16 protein-coding genes are annotated in these 18,423 nt (G+C 39.4%); 9 read left to right on the forward strand and 7 right to left on the reverse strand.

Features of this window, described 5'->3' with window-relative positions; genetic code table 11:
• Positions 1-5: 5 nt before the first annotated feature.
• Positions 6-2,747, forward strand: coding sequence for a protein kinase domain-containing protein (locus RMY63_RS04710; protein ID WP_322727582.1), 2,742 nt, complete (start codon positions 6-8; stop codon positions 2,745-2,747).
• A gap of 103 nt (positions 2,748-2,850) precedes the next feature.
• Here the strand turns inward: RMY63_RS04710 and RMY63_RS04715 are convergent, their stop codons facing one another.
• On the reverse strand, positions 2,851-4,206 hold the full coding sequence (locus RMY63_RS04715) for a GAF domain-containing sensor histidine kinase (RefSeq protein WP_322727583.1): 1,356 nt from the start codon (positions 4,204-4,206) through the stop codon (positions 2,851-2,853).
• 286 nt (positions 4,207-4,492) lie between these two features.
• Here RMY63_RS04715 and RMY63_RS04720 point away from each other — a divergent pair, with 286 nt between their 5' ends.
• The gene (locus RMY63_RS04720) at positions 4,493-4,810 is read left to right on the forward strand and encodes a DUF3155 domain-containing protein (RefSeq protein WP_041566316.1); all 318 of its coding nucleotides are present in this window, start codon (positions 4,493-4,495) and stop codon (positions 4,808-4,810) included.
• 452 nt (positions 4,811-5,262) lie between these two features.
• Here RMY63_RS04720 and RMY63_RS04725 read toward each other — a convergent pair whose 3' ends face one another.
• Together RMY63_RS04725 and RMY63_RS04730 are read right to left on the reverse strand one after the other, a co-directional pair.
• Positions 5,263-5,793, reverse strand: coding sequence for a cofactor assembly of complex C subunit B (locus RMY63_RS04725; protein ID WP_322727584.1), 531 nt, complete (start codon positions 5,791-5,793; stop codon positions 5,263-5,265).
• Between the two features lie 52 nt (positions 5,794-5,845).
• Positions 5,846-6,193, reverse strand: coding sequence for a PadR family transcriptional regulator (locus tag RMY63_RS04730; RefSeq protein ID WP_322727585.1), 348 nt, complete (start codon positions 6,191-6,193; stop codon positions 5,846-5,848).
• Between the two features lie 654 nt (positions 6,194-6,847).
• Here RMY63_RS04730 and RMY63_RS04735 point away from each other — a divergent pair.
• The 6 genes from RMY63_RS04735 (at position 6,848) to rpsN (ending at position 12,009) form a co-directional block, all read left to right on the forward strand.
• On the forward strand, positions 6,848-7,426 hold the full coding sequence (locus RMY63_RS04735) for a DUF3611 family protein (RefSeq protein WP_322727586.1): 579 nt from the start codon (positions 6,848-6,850) through the stop codon (positions 7,424-7,426).
• 516 nt (positions 7,427-7,942) lie between these two features.
• Positions 7,943-8,143, forward strand: coding sequence for a hypothetical protein (locus tag RMY63_RS04740; protein WP_099100211.1), 201 nt, complete (start codon positions 7,943-7,945; stop codon positions 8,141-8,143).
• A gap of 248 nt (positions 8,144-8,391) precedes the next feature.
• Positions 8,392-9,672: a serine--tRNA ligase gene (gene serS, locus RMY63_RS04745; protein ID WP_322727587.1), complete on the forward strand. Its 1,281-nt coding sequence runs from the start codon at positions 8,392-8,394 to the stop codon at positions 9,670-9,672.
• 162 nt (positions 9,673-9,834) lie between these two features.
• On the forward strand, positions 9,835-10,935 hold the full coding sequence (rseP, locus tag RMY63_RS04750) for an RIP metalloprotease RseP (protein ID WP_322727588.1): 1,101 nt from the start codon (positions 9,835-9,837) through the stop codon (positions 10,933-10,935).
• Between the two features lie 23 nt (positions 10,936-10,958).
• Positions 10,959-11,630, forward strand: a complete 672-nt coding sequence (gene nth, locus RMY63_RS04755) for an endonuclease III (protein ID WP_322727589.1) — start codon at positions 10,959-10,961, stop codon at positions 11,628-11,630.
• Between the two features lie 76 nt (positions 11,631-11,706).
• Entirely contained in the window at positions 11,707-12,009 is a 303-nt protein-coding gene (gene rpsN / locus RMY63_RS04760; RefSeq protein WP_322727590.1) for a 30S ribosomal protein S14, read from the forward strand.
• Between the two features lie 146 nt (positions 12,010-12,155).
• On the opposite strand, the gene RMY63_RS04765 is transcribed toward rpsN, so the two are convergent.
• Positions 12,156-12,485, reverse strand: coding sequence for a hypothetical protein (locus tag RMY63_RS04765; protein WP_196518776.1), 330 nt, complete (start codon positions 12,483-12,485; stop codon positions 12,156-12,158).
• Between the two features lie 102 nt (positions 12,486-12,587).
• Here RMY63_RS04765 and aat point away from each other — a divergent pair, with 102 nt between their 5' ends.
• On the forward strand, positions 12,588-13,163 hold the full coding sequence (gene aat, locus RMY63_RS04770; protein ID WP_322727591.1) for a leucyl/phenylalanyl-tRNA--protein transferase: 576 nt from the start codon (positions 12,588-12,590) through the stop codon (positions 13,161-13,163).
• A 76-nt stretch (positions 13,164-13,239) separates the two neighbouring features.
• Here the strand turns inward: aat and RMY63_RS04775 are convergent, their stop codons facing one another.
• From RMY63_RS04775 to RMY63_RS04785, 3 genes are read right to left on the reverse strand one after another with little or no spacing between them, the layout of a single operon-like run.
• The gene (locus tag RMY63_RS04775) at positions 13,240-14,607 is read right to left on the reverse strand and encodes a diguanylate cyclase domain-containing protein (protein WP_322727592.1); all 1,368 of its coding nucleotides are present in this window, start codon (positions 14,605-14,607) and stop codon (positions 13,240-13,242) included.
• A complete protein-coding gene (locus RMY63_RS04780) occupies positions 14,597-17,260 on the reverse strand; it encodes a hybrid sensor histidine kinase/response regulator (protein ID WP_322727593.1) in 2,664 nt (887 codons plus the stop codon). The genes RMY63_RS04775 and RMY63_RS04780 overlap by 11 nt, the downstream gene beginning before the upstream one ends.
• A gap of 9 nt (positions 17,261-17,269) precedes the next feature.
• Positions 17,270-18,250 carry an ABC transporter substrate-binding protein gene (locus RMY63_RS04785; RefSeq protein ID WP_322727594.1) on the reverse strand — a complete coding sequence of 327 codons (981 nt, stop codon included), beginning with the start codon at positions 18,248-18,250 and terminating at the stop codon, positions 17,270-17,272.
• Between the last annotated feature and the right edge of the window lie 173 nt (positions 18,251-18,423).

Here is an 18,423-nt window from a genome sequence, read left to right on the forward strand (position 1 = left end):
TTTCTATGTTCTTAGAAAAAGAAGATAATCTACAACAAGAAGATGAAAATTATTCGTTTAAAACCTTAGGGGGTAACAGCCAAACTTTTTATTTGACACTGGATGAAAAAGGGCAGCCTATTAAACTTGGTGACGGCACTTTTGGCATAGTATTTGCAGTCCATAATAGTAATATAGAAGACAAATTCGCTGTTAAACTTCTTTACGATCATAAGATCGATCAGTCACGTTTTGACAATGAAATTAAATCAACACAAGAAATTACACGAGCCAAGGGAGAAAGAAAGATTTTTGGTGTTATCAGGACAGTCGGTTGGACTGATTTGTTTCAACAATCAAATGTATATAATACACTAAAGGTATTTTTTGAGAAATCAAGAATCTCAAACTATGCTTTAGTAACTGAGAGGTATGATGCAACACTGAAAGACATTTTGGAAAGAGACGGTACACAAAATACAGAAGAGGAAAAATCTGAATACACTACTGCTGGTAACCTTACAGGATATGACATTCTTAGACAGATGAGCTTTGAAGATCGTATAGCTAATATACTTCCATATTTGAAAGATATTGCTCAAGGTCTTGTAACTCTTCATAAAGCTAATCTGTTACACCTCGATATGAAACCTGCAAATATTTTCGTAAACGAAGAGGGGTCTGAGGTTAAGGCTGTGATTGGCGATCTTGGTTTTCTCTTACCAAAAAGAGATCCAATAACTTCATCTTTGCCAATAGCTAATGCAGATTTACCTCTGGGAACACGTCACTACCGTTCGCCCGAACAAAAAGACTATTTTGATATTTGTGATGCAGACATTCAAGTAGATAGCGAAAACCAAAAAGTTGAGCTGATTAGTACCGATCCTAAACTTCGTGATTCAATTATTGGAGATAAAGATTTTGTAGTTTTTAGTAAGAATCAAGAAGAGTATGAAATTGATTCAATTTATATTGATAAAAACTTACCAATACGTATTGTTCTTCATGTAAATGATGAGGCTATTAAAAATATCAATAACGATCATAAAACACAGATTCTATTGTACAAACGGCAAGGCATACAAACCGATCTATTTGGTTTGGGAGCTATTTTATTTGATCTACTTACTTGTGGAGAATCGCCAGAGCGTTTTTATGATAATATTCGAGTAATTTATGACAAAAAGGAGAAAAAAGTTGATGAAATAATGGAAGACTATGAAAAGGTTTTTAGTCTTCAATCTAGTGAACCAAGTTTAGTTCAGGTATTTGAGCCTTTTAAACTTCATAAAGATTCAACAACTTATGCTCCTCGCGAAATTGTTGAGATTATTCTAAAGTGCATACTTTACAAAGCAGGAAATACTTTTTATACCCTGAGCAATGACAGTTCTGATCTAATAGCTGTGCAGCTTGTGCTTGATAAAATACTGGAGTTGGAGGTGAGTAGACGTTTCGACTTTAGAAGAACAAATAATAGTCTTTATCGCCGCAATTGGGAAAAGGAAAATAATTCATCTACTACAAGTTTTTTAGAAGCACTCAAAGAACTACAGAACTTGGATAAGGATAAATTACCTGCTCGTTTGGTAAGAGGATTTTGGTATTTGGATAAAATATGTGAGTTAGTTAATCGCTCCCTGCAATCTTTATCCTCGCAGAATTCATTCTCATTTAGTGAGTTACATCCTAGCAATTTGATTATTAGAGAGACAAATCGTGAACCAGAAAACCTGAATATCAGATTTCAGGCATACAAGACGGAAGAGTCTTATCACAAAGATTTAAGAGGTGACTCTGTATATACAAAAATTACTCGCGATCTGGGAAATCCTTTTGTTCCAAACTATTTAGCGTTTCTGCGTCGGAAAATTAAAATTAAAGAATTAGAAAATAAAGAATATGAATATGAATTTTTAGATTCATCTTATTATAGAAATAATATTGAAAAGGGAGATTGGGTTATATTAAAGCCTCAAAATAATACTACAAACATCTTGTTGCAAGTTGAATCTTCTCAAGGCTTTAATTTAACTTTTAAACCCATCTCGTTTAAAGAAGATAATAAAGATGAAGATGAAGTATTGAGAATGATCAACAATATTACTAATAGTGAAATAGTCAGAGAAATTGTCTACTACCAAAATATAGATCCTTGTGTTTATTATTTAAATATGATCGCAATTTATATATACAATATATTTTTTGTAGGCATTAAAAATAATACTTCCAATAAACCAGGAATAAATGATATAGTTAATAGTCTTTTGACTATGAATAATTCTCTTAATAATAAGAAAATAAAGATCAGAGAAGCATATAGTGAACAAAGAACTAATGAACAAAAAAAGAGTTTTTTTACTAAGATTGATTGGAGCAAGCAGCCAAAAAATGTAAAAACGTCTAAAATTCAAGAAATTCTTGATAGAATTGCTTCTATCTATCTAAAACTGACTGTTAAAGAAAGTGATAATTCCTATTATAATCGTAAAGGAAATAAGCAGCGAATTAATTTACTTCTTGAGGACATTGAGAAACTCAAGCATAATATTACTGATTTTCTCAATAGCCATGACGGCGAAATTGTTCTTCTTAGATCGTATCCTAGTGATGAGGTGCTTGAAGAAATACCAACACTGTCTAAATTAATAAATAATAGCCAGATAGGTGTATCTCTAGAGTTTGATAAGCTAACTTCTTCGCTGGTAGAAGTACAGTCAGGTAATAGTACAAAACGCTTGGATGAAATGCTAACTATAATGTGAATAAATACTTAGCTATTTGATTGTTAAAAATCATAAATTTTAGGTGATGATTTCGAGCAGCGTTCAAGGTGAAGGTAAAACGGGATAACCCCTTCTCAATAGACTAATTCTCAACTTCCGGTAACCAAATAATAAATGTGGTTCCTGGTCTATCAGGTGAAGTTAATTTAGAGTTGATTGCAGGGCTGAAAATCTCGATTTCGCCCTGCATTTGCTCTATTAATTGTTTAGCGATCGCTAACCCCAAACCTGTACCGGGGATTTCTGTTTGCGCTTGTACACCTCGATAATGGCGTTCTCCAAGATGTTCTAAATCTTGAGGTGGAATGCCAGGCCCGTTATCACTAATGACTATTCCCTGAAAATGAGCTTTTTCTTGCCCAGCCTGAATCAAAATTTTACCACCACTGGGAGTATATTTCAAAGCATTATCAATAATATTAGTCAATACCTCTCGCAATGCTTTGACATTGGCACGTACTAAGGATGAATTCTGTTGAATTTCAGTTATTAGTTTTAGCTTTCGCTCTTGGGCGATCGCTTTGGCTGATATTAATAATGGTTCTAATATATCTGCTAGGGAGCAGTCAACTGCTTTATCTCCCGTTCCCGGTAATAATAACGGCGGTTTAGCGGATTTTTGGATAGTTGCTTCTACAAATACTCCATCTTCCGGTAGATGTAGTGGTGCTAAATCTGCCTCTGTCAAGTCAATTACTTGCTCAAACTGTTGTAGTAATTCTTTAAGGCGATCGCTTTCTCTGACAATACTATTTGCCACATCTCGGTTAGCATCTGCTGGTCGTAGTCGCTTCAATAACAGTTTGCCAAAAGTCCGCAATGCTGTTAATGGGTTACGAAACTGATGCAACAGGTTATCTAGCAAATCCCGTTGTTTTTCTTGGATAATTTGTTGTTCATGCAACTGTTGCTCAAACCATGCTCGGCGCTGATCTAAAATACAAGCGATCGCTAATGTTTGGGCTATCCGTTGAATCTGACTTTGCTCGTGTTCATTCCATACCCGGTCTTTCCTACCTGTCACTAGTAACCCCATCATCACACCCTCATAAATCAAAGGTAAAACAATTTGGTTGCCACTAAGTAGGTATTCTTCTTTGAAATCGGGTTGAGACGCATCTGGTATCTCAGACTCCCGTGACGAAGTTGGAGATTCTGAACCTGCTGTCAATAACCTTCTCTGATGATTGGGTAATATAAACGCATTTCCAACTTGAAGTTGCTTGTATGCCGTCGCTTCAATAGTTTCCTCACCTTGGGGTAATAATGCTGTTTCCGGGTAAATCACCATAGGAATCAGTTTGGCATCGCCAGAAGGAGTATCTACCAATTCTTGTGTTAGGTATACAATACTTAAAGTTGCTCCTAGCCCTTGGGTTAGTAGCGCTATTTGCTCTCGACACAGAGCAAGAAAATCGGAACTGGCAGACATTAACATTTTTTAGCTTTTGCTCAAGATTATAGATTTTGAGGCATGATGTAAGAGAGGATACTTAATTTTTACCTCAGTTATTTCATAAAGCTTAACTAAAATTTTCTTAGAGATGGTTTGTACTAGGGGATTATATTCTTAGGTAATTTTATTTTCTCTATCTTCCAAAAATATTAACTTTCTTATATTAAAACGTTAAAAACTATTGATATTCTGAACTAGAACCTATATAATGACGACGGATTTTGTAGCTATCACTACAATCTATAGCTTGAAAGAGGAGGACAATAGGTTGGCAAGGAGACGCAAAAGAAAAAGTCGTCGTCGTCAGGAAGGACGGCGCATTCTGGAACATGTGCCTCAATATAGCATCGAAAGTGGCGAAGAAAAACCTGTGACAGCAGCGAGAAGGTTCATTCAAGCTGAAGGGATATTGCCACCAGCATTGCTACTCGTAAAGCGAAACGAACACACCACAGACCGTTATTTTTGGGCAGAAAAGGGACTGTTTGGTGCTCAATACGTAGAGGAAAACCATTTCTTGTTTCCTAGTTTGAGGGTGTTAGAACCTTCGCCAGGTCAAGAACCTCTTGCTTTAGCTAGTCGGTGAACCCATAGATGGTCATCTTGAGCGTTGAATGTGGCTCCTGACTACTATCTAACTGGCAAAATTGCTAAGTTTATGCAAAATTTAATTTTTTTTTAGTTTGTAGCTGATTTGCCAGTAAATCTAATCCAGGTAGTTGGAAAGTGAACCTGTTTCAAACCACGCTAGATTGCATGGGTTGATACTACTTTGATGATGCAGAAGGGAGTGCGTATAGAGCCAAGTGCGTCTAAAAGTGCTAGTGAAGTTGTGCTCTGATGCCGTAGATGGTTAAGTAAGCTCTGTCAATGAATTTGAGTTAATGAATTTAAATTTTTTCCCCATGACCAAAGTCGTGGGGAAAACTGACAAAGCAGCAGTCTTGATTTTCTCCTTCCTACTTTCCATAGCCTAAAGAGTAGGTCAGGTCAGAAGTCTGCATATCATAGTTAAGAGATGGTCGCAAAAATCAACAATTATTTCCCAGGCTTGAGCTGTAGAGTCCTCTGCAACTCGCTGAGTTCATCTCGATGGGCGACTACAGTGACTTTACTTGAGGAGGTTTGTTCGCTCTGAGTTGTTTCTACTTTGAGCGACACCTTCTCAAGTCTTCCAGATTTTTTCCAATAAAATAGACCACTTAAAGGCGACAGCAGTACCATCGCCAGAACAAGGGTACTGAGGCTAGGAAAAAGCAGGGATACAACCAGAGATAGACAAATAATCCCAGTAGCTGCCAGTAAAGTTAGAAATATAGCTAAGAACCAGCTGGGACGAACATTACCTTCAAAAGTTACCTGATTTTGTTCTCGGTCTACCACTGCCACTTGGTAAGACCGCGATCGAAAATACTCTTTTAATTGAGACATTAAAACAGCTTCATCTTGCTCAGATACTAGTTGGGCCATCTCTGTACGGTCTTTAGTCGAGGCACGAATAAAGAAAAACAGCCCAACCGATAACAACAAGGTTAGCAGGAACGTAGATGGCAGAATAGCAGTATCCATAACTAATTGTTAGTGTTTGACTGGAGGAGACTTATTCATTATCAATTATTTGTTACTTTTTCCTCCCGTTGATGTAGTCTTGCCAAAGAAAAGCTAAATCCTGAGCTTGAACTTGCCATTCGGGAGAAACTTGGTACATCCGCCTGGGGCGTCCACGTCCTTCGAGTTTCTTCCAATATCCAGTGATTGCCCTTTGGTCTTCCAGAAATTTGATTGCACTATAAAGTACGGTATCTGAAAGCCGATAGACGGGATACTTAGTTTCTAATTGCTCGATCAACTCGGTTCCGTAGGATTCACCTTGTAATAAAACAGACAGTATGTAACAAACTGCTAGTTCCTGACAAAGGTAAGTTGGCGGAGGATTCTCAAAAAATTGATATATATCCTCAAGTTTCATGGTTAGTGAATGGCTAAAAAAATGCCTTAGGGTAAGGTCTACAATCCTCGTAGTCAGTATATAGTGCTACTCTTAGATGAGTAATATATAAAGCTACTTAAGCTAAATTTCCAAAGCGAAAACACCAAATGATTGCCCACGCCTTTGAAGTTGTGGAACTAGTTTGTGAGTTTCAGGGTATAGGATAGTATTCTCCTACCCAAGCTAAATCAGGTATGGTGAGGAGGGAACAGACAGTGGGGAAGTCACTGTTTTGGTGTTAAGCGATGCCGAGTTTATTAGAACTGCTTAAGCAATAAGATGCCATCGAAGAAATTTTACAGGTAAAATGCTATTTTGTCTGTAAAACTTAATAAACACTTTGTTTTACAGTGATTTTCCCAATGCAAATTCTAAAATCTTAAGCTATGGGATATATCTGGGATCAAGCTGCTGCGTCAGTATACACACTTAAGCAGTAAACATTTCTGATTTCCTCGATCGCAGAATTTCTTGTCTTATTTGGCAAGTGTGATAGTAAATTTATCAAAGAAGGCTCTAAAGACTAGGAGAAAGAAGACAAAAGAGGGGAGACGTAGGGAAAGAACTCTCCCGTGTCCCATTGTCCCCTCGTCTTCGCGTCCTTTAATCAAGCACCCAGCACATTGGCTCGCTATGTCACAAACTCCCGATGCCCCATCATCTTCCTCTTCTCTTAGGGCAATTGCCCAAACTTTTCGCCTTACAGGTTGGATTAGCTTCTGGATTCAGCTAGTATTAGGCGTTGTTTCTAGCATAATTGTGCTGCTGTTCGCCATCTTTAATCAAAGAACTGGCAGTCCTAGTAATAATCCTGGGACTGGTTTTGGCGTATTTTTAGCAATTTGTGGACTGGTTGTTTTAGGTGGGGGGATTTATTTAGCTTACCGTTACACTAGGATTGGCAAGCAATTGGAATCCTCCAATCCCAGCAACCGGCCTCGGAAAAGCGAGACTGTGCAAGTATTACGCTTAGGGGTGTGGGTGAATTTAGGAGGAACGCTGGTGACTCTTTTAGGGGCGCAAGCGATCGTTGGAACACTGGTAGCACGATCCATATCTCCGCAAGCGATAACTACCCAATTTTTTGACCCTACCCGGATTATTAGCGGTCTAGATATGCTTGTAGTACAGGCAAACACCAACACTGTCTCAGCCCACTTTGCAGGGCTGGTGGCGTCACTTTGGTTACTCAACCGCATTAACCGACCTTAGAAAAGGGAGTCGGAAGAAAAGTTCAGTAGTGCTGAGTGCTGTTAGCGGAAGCGGGGCGTTTAGCCCGTGCTGAGTACAACTCCTAAGCGTTGCGGGGGGATTGAAACAAGGACATATTGTCTTGAAAAATCGCTCCACTTGGGGCTTTGCCCAAGACCGCGTTTTTCGCTTTTTTTCAGCATGAGTGTCCCCCTTAAAAAATATTTTTATTTTTTCACAAATAAATTTAGGGGCTTTAGACCCTATATGCCTAGTCTGTTGATTTTACTTTTGACTCTAAGCCGAGTTACTCAGCACTGTTTTGGTAATAGTCAAAAATCAGCAATTCTTTTGACTTCTTTTCTCCTCTTTTTCAGAGGTAGTATGGCAATAATTCAAATATGTTGATTTTACTTTTCCGAAATTATCAAAATACAGTGTGAAGACTAATACCAGTTACTTATATTAGCACCCATCTAAAGAGTGATATTAGAAGCGTTATTAGGGTGAATTAATTTTTATTGGAGGTCTTACACTATGAAAAAACTAGAGATATGGAAGTTTGGTATACAAGTAATTTTTAGCACATTGATGATTGGATTATGTAGTTCCCTAATCTTTATGGAACGCGATAATAGCCAAAACCAGGCAGTCTACTGGAGTGGTTTATCAGGTGTACTTGCCTACTGGCTACCCTCACCTGCAAACACTCAAGAGTCCAGAAAATCGGAAGATTAATACCAATAGGACTTACGCAAAACATAACGAAAGTAGCGGTAATTCATGAATTACCGCTACGCAATAATCAGGTTTTCAGCCACATCTTGCGTAAGTCCTGACCACATTTTGGATTTGAAATTTTTCTAGCCCTGGCTAGATTGGCAGGACAAAATTTTTATGGTTGCTTTTATGCTCATAGCAAGCCAAAATCAGTATATGCTGATGTGTTGGCAGGTAGATAATAGGCTAAAAACTGAGAAAAATCTGTGCTGGATATCAAGCAAATACGGGAAAATCCCCAATTAGTTCAAGAACGATTGAATAGTCGTAGTGGTAAATACGACATCGAGCCGATATTACTGTTAGATCGGCAACAACGGGAACTTGAGGGGACGCGTAGTCAACTCCAAGCCCGTAGCAACGAAATTGGTAAAATTGTCGGTCAGAAGATAAAATCTGGGATCAATCCTCAAGACCCAGAAATTCAAGCTTTGCGGGATGAAGGTAACTCTGTCAAAGCTACTTTGAGTCAACTGGAACCCCAAGAAAAAGACCTCAAAGCTGAAATTACTCAACTTGTGTTGGCACTTCCCAACTTGCCAAGCGACTCTACACCCTTTGGAAAGAATGAGGAAGATAACGTAGAAGTGCGCCGTTGGGGTGATGAGTACATTCCCCAAAATCCGAATATTCTCCCTCACTGGGAAATTGGCGAAAAGCTGGGTATTCTCAATGTTGAACGAGCTGTAAAAGTTGCTCAAAGTCGCTTTGTGACATTGATAGGTGCTGGTGCGGCATTGGAAAGGGCATTAATTCAATTTATGCTGACTTTCCATACTCAAGCTGGGTATGTGGAAGTCAGTCCGCCGCTGTTAGTTAATACCGAGTCATTGACGGCGACCGGTCAATTGCCCAAGTTTGCTGAAGAAAGCTTTAAATGTGCTGATGATGACTTATGGCTGATTCCTACAGCTGAAGTTCCAGTTACAAATCTCTACCGGGGTGAAATTCTCGCTGCTGAAGATTTGCCTATTTACCACTGCGCTTTTACTCCCTGTTTTCGCCGCGAAGCTGGTAGCTATGGGCGCGATATGCGGGGATTAATTCGCCTGCATCAATTTAACAAGGTGGAAATGGTGAAGTTTGTCGAACCCAGTACCTCTTTTGATGAATTGGAGAAGTTGGTAGGGAATGCAGAAGCAATTTTACAGGCGTTGCAGTTGCCTTACCGAGTAGTAAATTTAAGTACTGGAGATTTGGGATTTGCCTCTAGCAAAACTTATGATTTAGAGGTTTGGTTGCCTTCTTCTGGCAAATACCGCGAAATTTCTAGCTGTTCCAATACTATAGATTTCCAAGCGCGACGGGCTGATATTCGTTTCAAAGAGGCGGGGAAGAAAGGAACTCAGTTCGTACATACCCTGAATGGTTCGGGTTTGGCTGTGGGACGGACGATGGCAGCAATTTTGGAGAATTATCAACAATCTGATGGGACGGTGAGAATACCAGAAGCGCTGCAACCTTATTTTGGACGTGAAGTATTGTAATTAGTCATTTGTCATTTGTCTTTTACCAATGCCCAATGCCCCATGCCCAATGACGCCACTTGCTCCACTTGGGGAGACCCCAAGACCGCAGTGGCTCCCCAATACCCAATGCCCAATTAGAATGGAGATAACTATAGCTTAATATCTTCACTAATTTACTCTATGTCAGTTTTAGCAGCGATCGCAGTCTTGGCTGTTTTAATCTTGGTACACGAGTTGGGACATTTTGTTGCAGCACGTTCTCAAGGCATTCTCGTTAACCGTTTTTCTTTGGGTTTTGGCCCAGTTCTTTTTAAGTACCAAGGTTCACAAACCGAATATGCTGTCCGCGCCTTTCCCTTGGGCGGCTTTGTGGGCTTTCCTGATGATGACCCCGATAGCGATATTCCACCCAATGACCCGAATCTGCTGCGTAACCGTCCAGTTTTAGACCGGGCGATTGTCATCAGTGCCGGAGTAATCGCCAATTTAATATTTGCTTACTTGGTGTTGGCTTTGCAATTGGGTATTGTTGGCATTCCCAAGGAATTAACCTATCAAGCTGGTGTCCTTGTACAGCCTGTTAATCAAGAATCTGTTGCCTACCAAGCAGGAATTCGGGAAGGAGATATTATTCTGGCTGTTAACGGTCAAGAACTCCCGGCTTCTGATAAATCAACTCCTTTGCTGACTAAAGAAATTCAAACTCATCCCAATCAGCAAATCGAACTGAAAATTCTGCGTGAAAATCAACAACAAACCCTGAAATTAACACCAAAACTAGGAGCCGATGGCAAAGGTGTAGTTGGTGTGGCACTCAGTCCAAATGCTACAGCAGTTTATCGTCGTCCTAATAGTCCTTTTGAAATTTTCGGCATTGCTGCTAACAGATTTCAACAATTATTTGTAGGGACACTTAGCGGTTTTGGGCAGTTAATTACCAACTTTCAACAAACTGCTGGACAAGTCTCTGGGCCAGTTAATATTGTCAAAATAGGTGCAAAATTAGCTGAGGACAATAGCGCAAACTTGTTGTCTTTTGCGGCAATTATCAGCATTAACTTGGCTATTATCAATATTTTGCCTTTACCAGCTTTGGATGGCGGACAACTGGCTTTTCTACTAATTGAAGGTTTACGCGGTAAGCCTGTACCCGCACGGATTCAAGAAAGTGTAATGCAAACCGGTTTGGTGTTACTCTTAGGGTTAGGAATTTTTTTGATAGTCAAAGAAACCACCCAATTAACTAGCCAATTGGAATGGGTACAAAAATTATTTCAGTGAAAATAGGGAGTGGGGAGTAGGGAGTGGGGAATAGGGAAAAGAAACTTTTACTTTTAAAGCAACGGGCGATAGAAATTTTAGCTCGGCTGAAGCGTCTTTATCCAGATGCTACTTGCTCTTTGAACTACTCAACGCCAGTACAATTGTTGGTGGCAACGATTCTCTCTGCTCAATGTACTGATGAGCGAGTGAATAAGGTGACACCAGCTTTATTTGCTCGGTTTCCTGATGCTGAAAGTTTAGCGATCGCTGATTTGGTAGAATTAGAAAGCTTGGTGCGTTCAACAGGGTTTTATCGCAATAAAGCCAAGAACATTCAAGCCGCCTGTCGGATGATTGTTAGCGAATTTGACTCTGTTGTGCCCAACCGAATGGAGCAATTATTAAAGCTTCCAGGTGTGGCGCGGAAGACAGCAAATGTAGTCTTGGCTCATGGTTATGGCATTAATGTTGGGGTGACGGTAGATACTCACGTCAAGCGCCTTAGCGAACGTTTGGGTTTAACTGAAGCAAAAGACCCCGTTCGGATTGAGCAAGATTTAATGAGTTTATTGCCTCAGCCGGATTGGGAAAATTGGTCAATTCGGCTAATTTATCACGGTCGTGCTATTTGTAAAGCCCGCTCTCCCGTCTGCGTTGCTTGTGAACTTGCCGATTTATGTCCGGCTGCAAATAAGCCAGTAGTTGTAGGATAAGCGACACAAGTAACCCCAGAATTGATGGAGAGACTGTAGAATGGAAAACGGTGTCTTAAAATAAGTTAGAGAATATATGGCAAAAAAGAGCTTGATTGAGCGCGAGAAAAAGCGCACCAAGTTGATCGAAAAGTATGCTGACAAGCGGGAAACTCTTTTGGAAGAGTTCAGAAGTGCAGCATCTCCTTTGGATAAGCTAGAAATCCACCGGAAGATTCAACAGCTACCCCGGAATAGTGCGCCCACCCGCCACCGCAATCGTTGCTGGTTGACTGGTCGTTCTAGAGGTGTTTACCGCGATTTTGGGTTGTCTCGGAACGTGCTGAGAGAATGGGCGCATGAAGGTCTTTTACCTGGAGTTGTTAAGTCTAGTTGGTAAAAAGTTATGAGTGATGAGTTATGAGTGATGAGTTATTAATTGAGACAAACCTAACTCCTAACTATTATTTAGTAAAAAGTTATGAGTGATGAGTTACTAATTGAGACAAACCTAACTTCTAACTCTTAACTCCTAACTCCTAACTATTATTGACCACAACACTTATCAATTCCCAGACTTTCTAAGAGTAGATCGCTGACGGCGTTGGCGATCGCAAACTCTCCATAAAAGCTATTGGAAAAATCATAGGACTGCATCTCTGTGACAATGGCAATTACCAGAGAACCAAGGTCGTTTTCTCCTTCCATCCGTTGACGCACAAAAATCTGTGCGGCTCGTTGGGCAATATTTTGGTTGACTGCTTCGGGGATAAATTCTGTATCTAGCCACCGTTGTAAGCCTTCTCGTAACCATTCACCTTCGAGCAGGGGGTTTTCAGGGGGTGGTAGGGTGATGGGTGGAATTGGTTGAGTCATTTTTTTTAACACAGAGGGACGTGGGGGGAAACGCAGAGGAACGCTGAGGTTGATTTTTTAGCATCAAATTGCGTTTCTAAGAGTGTTTTTTTATATTTATTTATGCAATATGATATCGCGGCTATTATTGAGGGCTATGCACAAGGCTATTTTCTCATGGCTGATGATAGCGATCGCTTGAGTTGGTACGGAAGTCGCGATCGGACTTTGATTCCTTTGGATGAGAGGTTTCGCTATCCCAAGTCTTTACAGCGGGTTCTGAATCAAGAGCGGTTTACTGTGGCGATTAATCGAGACTTTCAGGCTGTGGTGGCTGGCTGTGCTGACAGAGAGACAACCTGGATTTCACCGGAATTAAAAAAGATTTACTGGCTGCTTTACCAGAAGGGTTACGCTTATAGTTTTGAAACTTGGCAAGGTGACGAATTAGCCGGGGGAATTTTAGGGATTGTGATTGGTGGGGCTTTTATTGGCGAGTCGATGTTTTACCGCATTCCCGAAGGTTCAAAGGTGGCGATGGTAAAGTTGGTAGAAAGATTGCGTCAAAGGCAATTTGTGTTTTTTGATGGCCAAATGATGAATCCCCATTTGGAAAGATTTGGTGCTTATCGGGTTGGGGATGAAGAATATCAATCTTTACTTCAGCAAGCGTTGCAACGTACTTATAACTTAGTGTAATTTTGCCAGAAAAGCCGGATGTAATTGTTACTGATGTAATAGTGCCGGGAATGAAGGTATTGCCATAAAAAATGTTTTAATCATTACAATAGCGATCGCGCCCATTTTGTTTGGCACAGTAGAGTGCTTTATCGGCTGAGGCAATGAGTGTATCTGGCCTAATGTCCCAAGTGGGTATGCAACAGGTAATTCCTAAACTAACGGTGATGATATTCTTGACATCAGACTGTATATGGGGAATAGCCAGAGCATGAATTGCTTGCTGAATACTTTGCGCTACTTTAATCGCTCCCGCTAAGTCAGTATTGGGCAAGAGTACCAAAAATTCTTCTCCACCATAACGGGCTACTAAATCGGCAGGACGATGAATTGTCTGTTGCACTGTCTGGGCTATCCTCATTAGACAATCATCGCCTGCAAGATGACCATAGTAATCGTTGTAAAGTTTGAATTTATCAACGTCAAACATAATCAGTGACAGAGGTTGTTGTTCTCGTGCAAGGCGTTTCCATTCTGCTTGCAGTCGTGCATCAAAGCAACGACGGTTAGCCACCTGAGTCAAGCTATCTAAATTTGCCAGTTGTTTTAGTTTCTGATTTGCATCTTGGAGAGCCAATTCAATTTGTTTTCGTCCAGTGATGTCGCGTATGGTAATAGCAAAACCATCATTTAGTTTGACTGCGACAAAGTGATACCAGCAATAATTGCCTAATGGATGGTAAAAATCTCGTTTTAAAGCTTCCCCTGTTTCGACAAGATTAACGAAGTGATTAAAAAGTTCTGGTTCTAGATGGGCTAAAAGTTTTTTGAGTACTAATTTGCCGATTATCTCTTCACATTTACTTCCGAAGGCTCTAGCAATAACAGGATTGATAACTAAGCAACGGAAATCCTCGATGTCCCCAGTTGCAGGGTTGCGGACAGCTTGCATAGCGGCAATACCATCAAGCGAACTATTCAAAATGCTGGCTAGCATTGCCTTGGACTGATACAGTATCTCTTCTGTTTCCCTACGCTTAATATTTTCTTGTTCTAGAAGCCGTTGCTGACGTTGAATGGTTAACTGATTTTCTAGACGCGCTACAACTTCTTCCATCTGAAAGGGTTTGGTGATGTAGTCTATACCCCCTGACTCAAAGGCCATCACTTTATCAAAAACATCATCTAAAGCACTAATAAAAATAACGGGAATGGTGCATAGAACTTCATCTGCTTTCAGAGATCTACAAACTTGATAGCCATCCATTTCTGGCATCTTGATATCTAAAAGAATGATATCTGGTTGCTTCACTTTTACTGTTTTTAGTGCCATTCGTCCGCTTGTGACGCTGCGAACAGTATAGCCAAGTTTAACCAGAAAATCACTTAATAAATGTAAATTTTTGGGACTATCGTCTACTAGGAGAATATTACCTTTATTTTCCTTATCAGAATCAAGATTCATTGCTTCTCAGGGGTTCGGCTAAATCAACCAATTCCTCAAATTCAAATTGACGAGCAAGTTTTGTTAAAGATTGAATTAAAAAAGTTTCTGTTTTAGGAATATCTCTAATTAATTTTATGACCCGATTAGTATTTGCTTCTAAAGCAGCTTCGTAGAATTGATTAATCCATTCTTGAGACATACAAATGAGATTGTTGGATGTTAAAGGATTTTTTTCTGTTGATTCCAAGTTGGAATAATTATTTTCAGCAAATATATATTTGACACCAAGATGTTTGGCTAGTGTATCAAAAATTGTCTGTTCTGCAAAAGGTTTGCGGAGAAAGTCATCACACCCGGCTGAAAGGACGATCGCTTTTTCTTCTTCTAAAACACTCGCCGTCAGAGCAATTATAGCTGTAGCATTCCCCTTGGTAGTGGACTTGATATATTTTGTAGCTTCGTAACCGTCCATCACAGGCATTCGCATATCCATCCAAATCAGGTGGGGTTCCCATTCATTCCAAATAGCGATCGCCTCTTTGCCATTACTAGCTTCTTTCATCTCAAACCCTAACGGTTGTAAAAGTTTAATTAATAATTGACGATTAATCGGTTTATCATCTACTATTAATAGTTTATATATAGGTTGTCCTGGTGCAAGTTCTAATACTTTGGGATGTACTTCTAAAGTATTGCTATTAGTTTTTTGACCTAATTTTGCTTGAATATAAAATTTAAAAGTTGTTCCTACTCCTAATTTACTTTCAACAGAAATATCTCCTCCCATTAATTGAATAAACTTGTGACTAATTGCTAAACCTAAACCCGTTCCTTCTTGGGATTCTTTTCCAGCTTGTGCTTGAGAAAAAGCATTAAATAGTTTGGGTAATTCTGCAGCTGCAATCCCTACTCCTGTATCACAGACTTGAAAACCAAGAGTTAAAATATCTGTGATTTCTTCACTAGTATTATTTACTGTTAAACTAATTGTTCCTTTTTGAGTAAATTTAATGGCATTACTAATCAAATTAATTAATACTTGCCGGAGTTTTAATTCATCTGTGCAAATATAACATGGGACATTTTCACTACGTTGAAATATTAAGTTTAAGCCTTGATTACTTCCCTGTAAATATAGCATATCTTCTAAATCATCCAGCAAACGATACAGGTCAAAGTCTCTGGGATTAAGAGTAGTTTTACCCGCTTCTATTTTTGATAAATCGAGAATATTATTAATGAGCGTGAGTAAATAATCACCACTATGATAAATGATCCCGGCATTTTCATAATGCTCAGTAGGTAAGTTGTTAGCGCGTAACATTAATTGAGAAAAACCTAGAACAGCATTGAGGGGCGATCGCAACTCATGACTCATATTAGCAATAAATAAACTTTTAGCTTGATTTGCTACTTCGGCTTTTTCTTTAGCAATGGCTAACTCTGCTGTTCTCTCCTGTACCCGTTGTTCCAAAGTTTCAAAAGATGTTTGTAACTGAAGTGCCATATTATTAAACGATTTTGCCAGTTGACCTATTTCATCTTTTGATTTATTTTTGGCGCGGATATCTAAGTTACCTGCGGTAAACTGGAAAACTATATTGGTAAGGTAAATTATTGGCTTTGTTAACAGTTGCCCAATGGCAAAAGCGATAATTGTTACTACTCCTGCAATAAATGCAAATAGAAAAATTGCATCACGAATTTGCTTTTCTACAGGTGCTAGGGCAACAGCAAGGGGTCGTGCAAACAATACAGACCAAGGTTTATATTGCAAACGAGCGATCGCAATCAGATTAACCTGATTACCTGTTGCTGACAAAGATGCAATTAAATACGATTGTTTATTATCCAATGCTTGTTTAAGTTTTAACTCATTAGTTGCCAATTGTTTGACAGAATAATTAGGCAAACGACCTTCCTGTTGCAGTTGATTTACAACATCGTCAGGCAGAGGTACAATTGATTTAAAAAGCAGTTTTGGTGCAGTGCTATGTGCCAGATAAATATTATTTTCATCTAAAAGAATAGCAAAAGATTTTGCCCCAGCCCGTTCACTTTGTCGAGTTACTAACTGCTGAACAACAGTCGCATTATATGAAACACGCAATATACCTAATATATCTCCCTTGGCATTGCGAACCGGACTGCTAAAAAAGAGGGTAATCAGATCGGGAATTGTCGGCGATCGCTTCATACTAGAAACAAAGGAGAAACCAGTTTGTAGTGGTTTTTTAAAATAATCTTGAACTGATTCATCTTTGCCAATATTTAGTGTGCGTGTATCCAATACATTTTTACCGTTTAAGTCGAGCAAAGCATAAGAGAGAACATTGAGCATATCTTTGCGACTGAGACGGATTAATGTTTCTGTCGCCAATTGCATTTCGGGGCTGTCATCTCGCTGTTTTGGATTTAAGCTGAGATAGCGTGCCAAACCTGGTAAAATCGCCTCTACGCGCACCGCATTGAGATTTCCATCAATAAAGGCATCTATTCTGTTAGCAGTTTCGTTAGCCGCCGCAGATAGGGCTTGTCGGGCGTTGTCAGTTAGTGCTTTTTCGGTTGTCTGTTTGTTGACAAATGCCAATAACAGTAATGGAATCAAAGCAACAACCAGAAACCAAGCGATTAACTTTGTACGGATGCCGCCCAAAAAGGAGTGCTGCATAGTTTCAAACTAGGGGGGAGAGTTCAAGAAGGAAGAATTGAACAAACTTTTTAGCTCAGGAATACGCGTAATGTTTCCAGAGCGAATAAAAAACTCTGCATATATCTTGGCAGTTTTATAAATGGAGTTAGGGTTGCTATATTGAAAATATTTTTGATTTTCACCTAAATCAGTTAAGTTTATTCCCTCTAGAGAGAGAGTATTAATCGGAATTTTTAACACTTTGCTGATGATAGCTTTTCCTTCCTCAACATTTGCTTTCCAGTAGGTTGAGGCTTGCAGCCATCCTTGCACAAAAGCACGAATTTCTTCGGGGCGATCGCGGATTGTCTCACCACGAAAGATAATCAAATCTAAAATCAAGCCAGGGTTTTTTTTGCTAGTAAATAGGATATTTCCCCCTAATTTCATTGCTTCAGAGAGATAGGGCTGCCAAGTGTGTCCGGCTTGAATCGTATTATTTTTCAGGCGTTGAGGAATTTCTAAAGCCTCCAATTGAACCAAGTTCACATCATCACTGGTTAAGTTAGCAGTTTTCAACATTTCAGTCACGAAAACTTCGCTAAAACCGCCTAGATTTGCACCCAGTTTTTTCCCTTTCAAATCAGCGACAGTTTTAATTTTTGATTGGGCGACTACCACATCTGCTCCTATTGATTCATCTATAACGATCGCGCTTTGTATATCTGGATTTGTGGCACTCAAGATGATCAAATTTCCCAAGGACGATGTAATCCCATCATACTTACCTGCATTGAAGTTTGCTTGTTCCAATTGAGCGTATTGTTTATGAATTAGTTCCACATCTACCCCTTGGGCTTTGAAGAATCCTTTTTCTTGAGCAATGATACCTGGAAGCTCTCCCACAAAAGATGCAAATACCACTTTCAATGGAGGGCGTTTTACTTCAGTTGGTACTGAAGTATTACAAGCAAGTAGTAAACAGGCGGTAATGAGGAAAATACTAATGTATCTGAGTAGTTTAAGCATAGGATTTTTGATATTTTTTAATTATTGTTAATCAAAGATTTAGCTAAATAAACTCATTGATCAAATTTAGATTGTGGTGCAAATTTCGTCAGGGATTGTATTAAAAGAGTTTTGGTTGTTGGAATTGCTTCAAGATTTAGAGATTCTGACCGCAAGAGCAGCTTGAGAATTTT

The sequence above is a fragment of the Nostoc sp. ChiQUE01b genome (assembly GCF_034531255.1).
Classification (GTDB): domain Bacteria; phylum Cyanobacteriota; class Cyanobacteriia; order Cyanobacteriales; family Nostocaceae; genus Nostoc.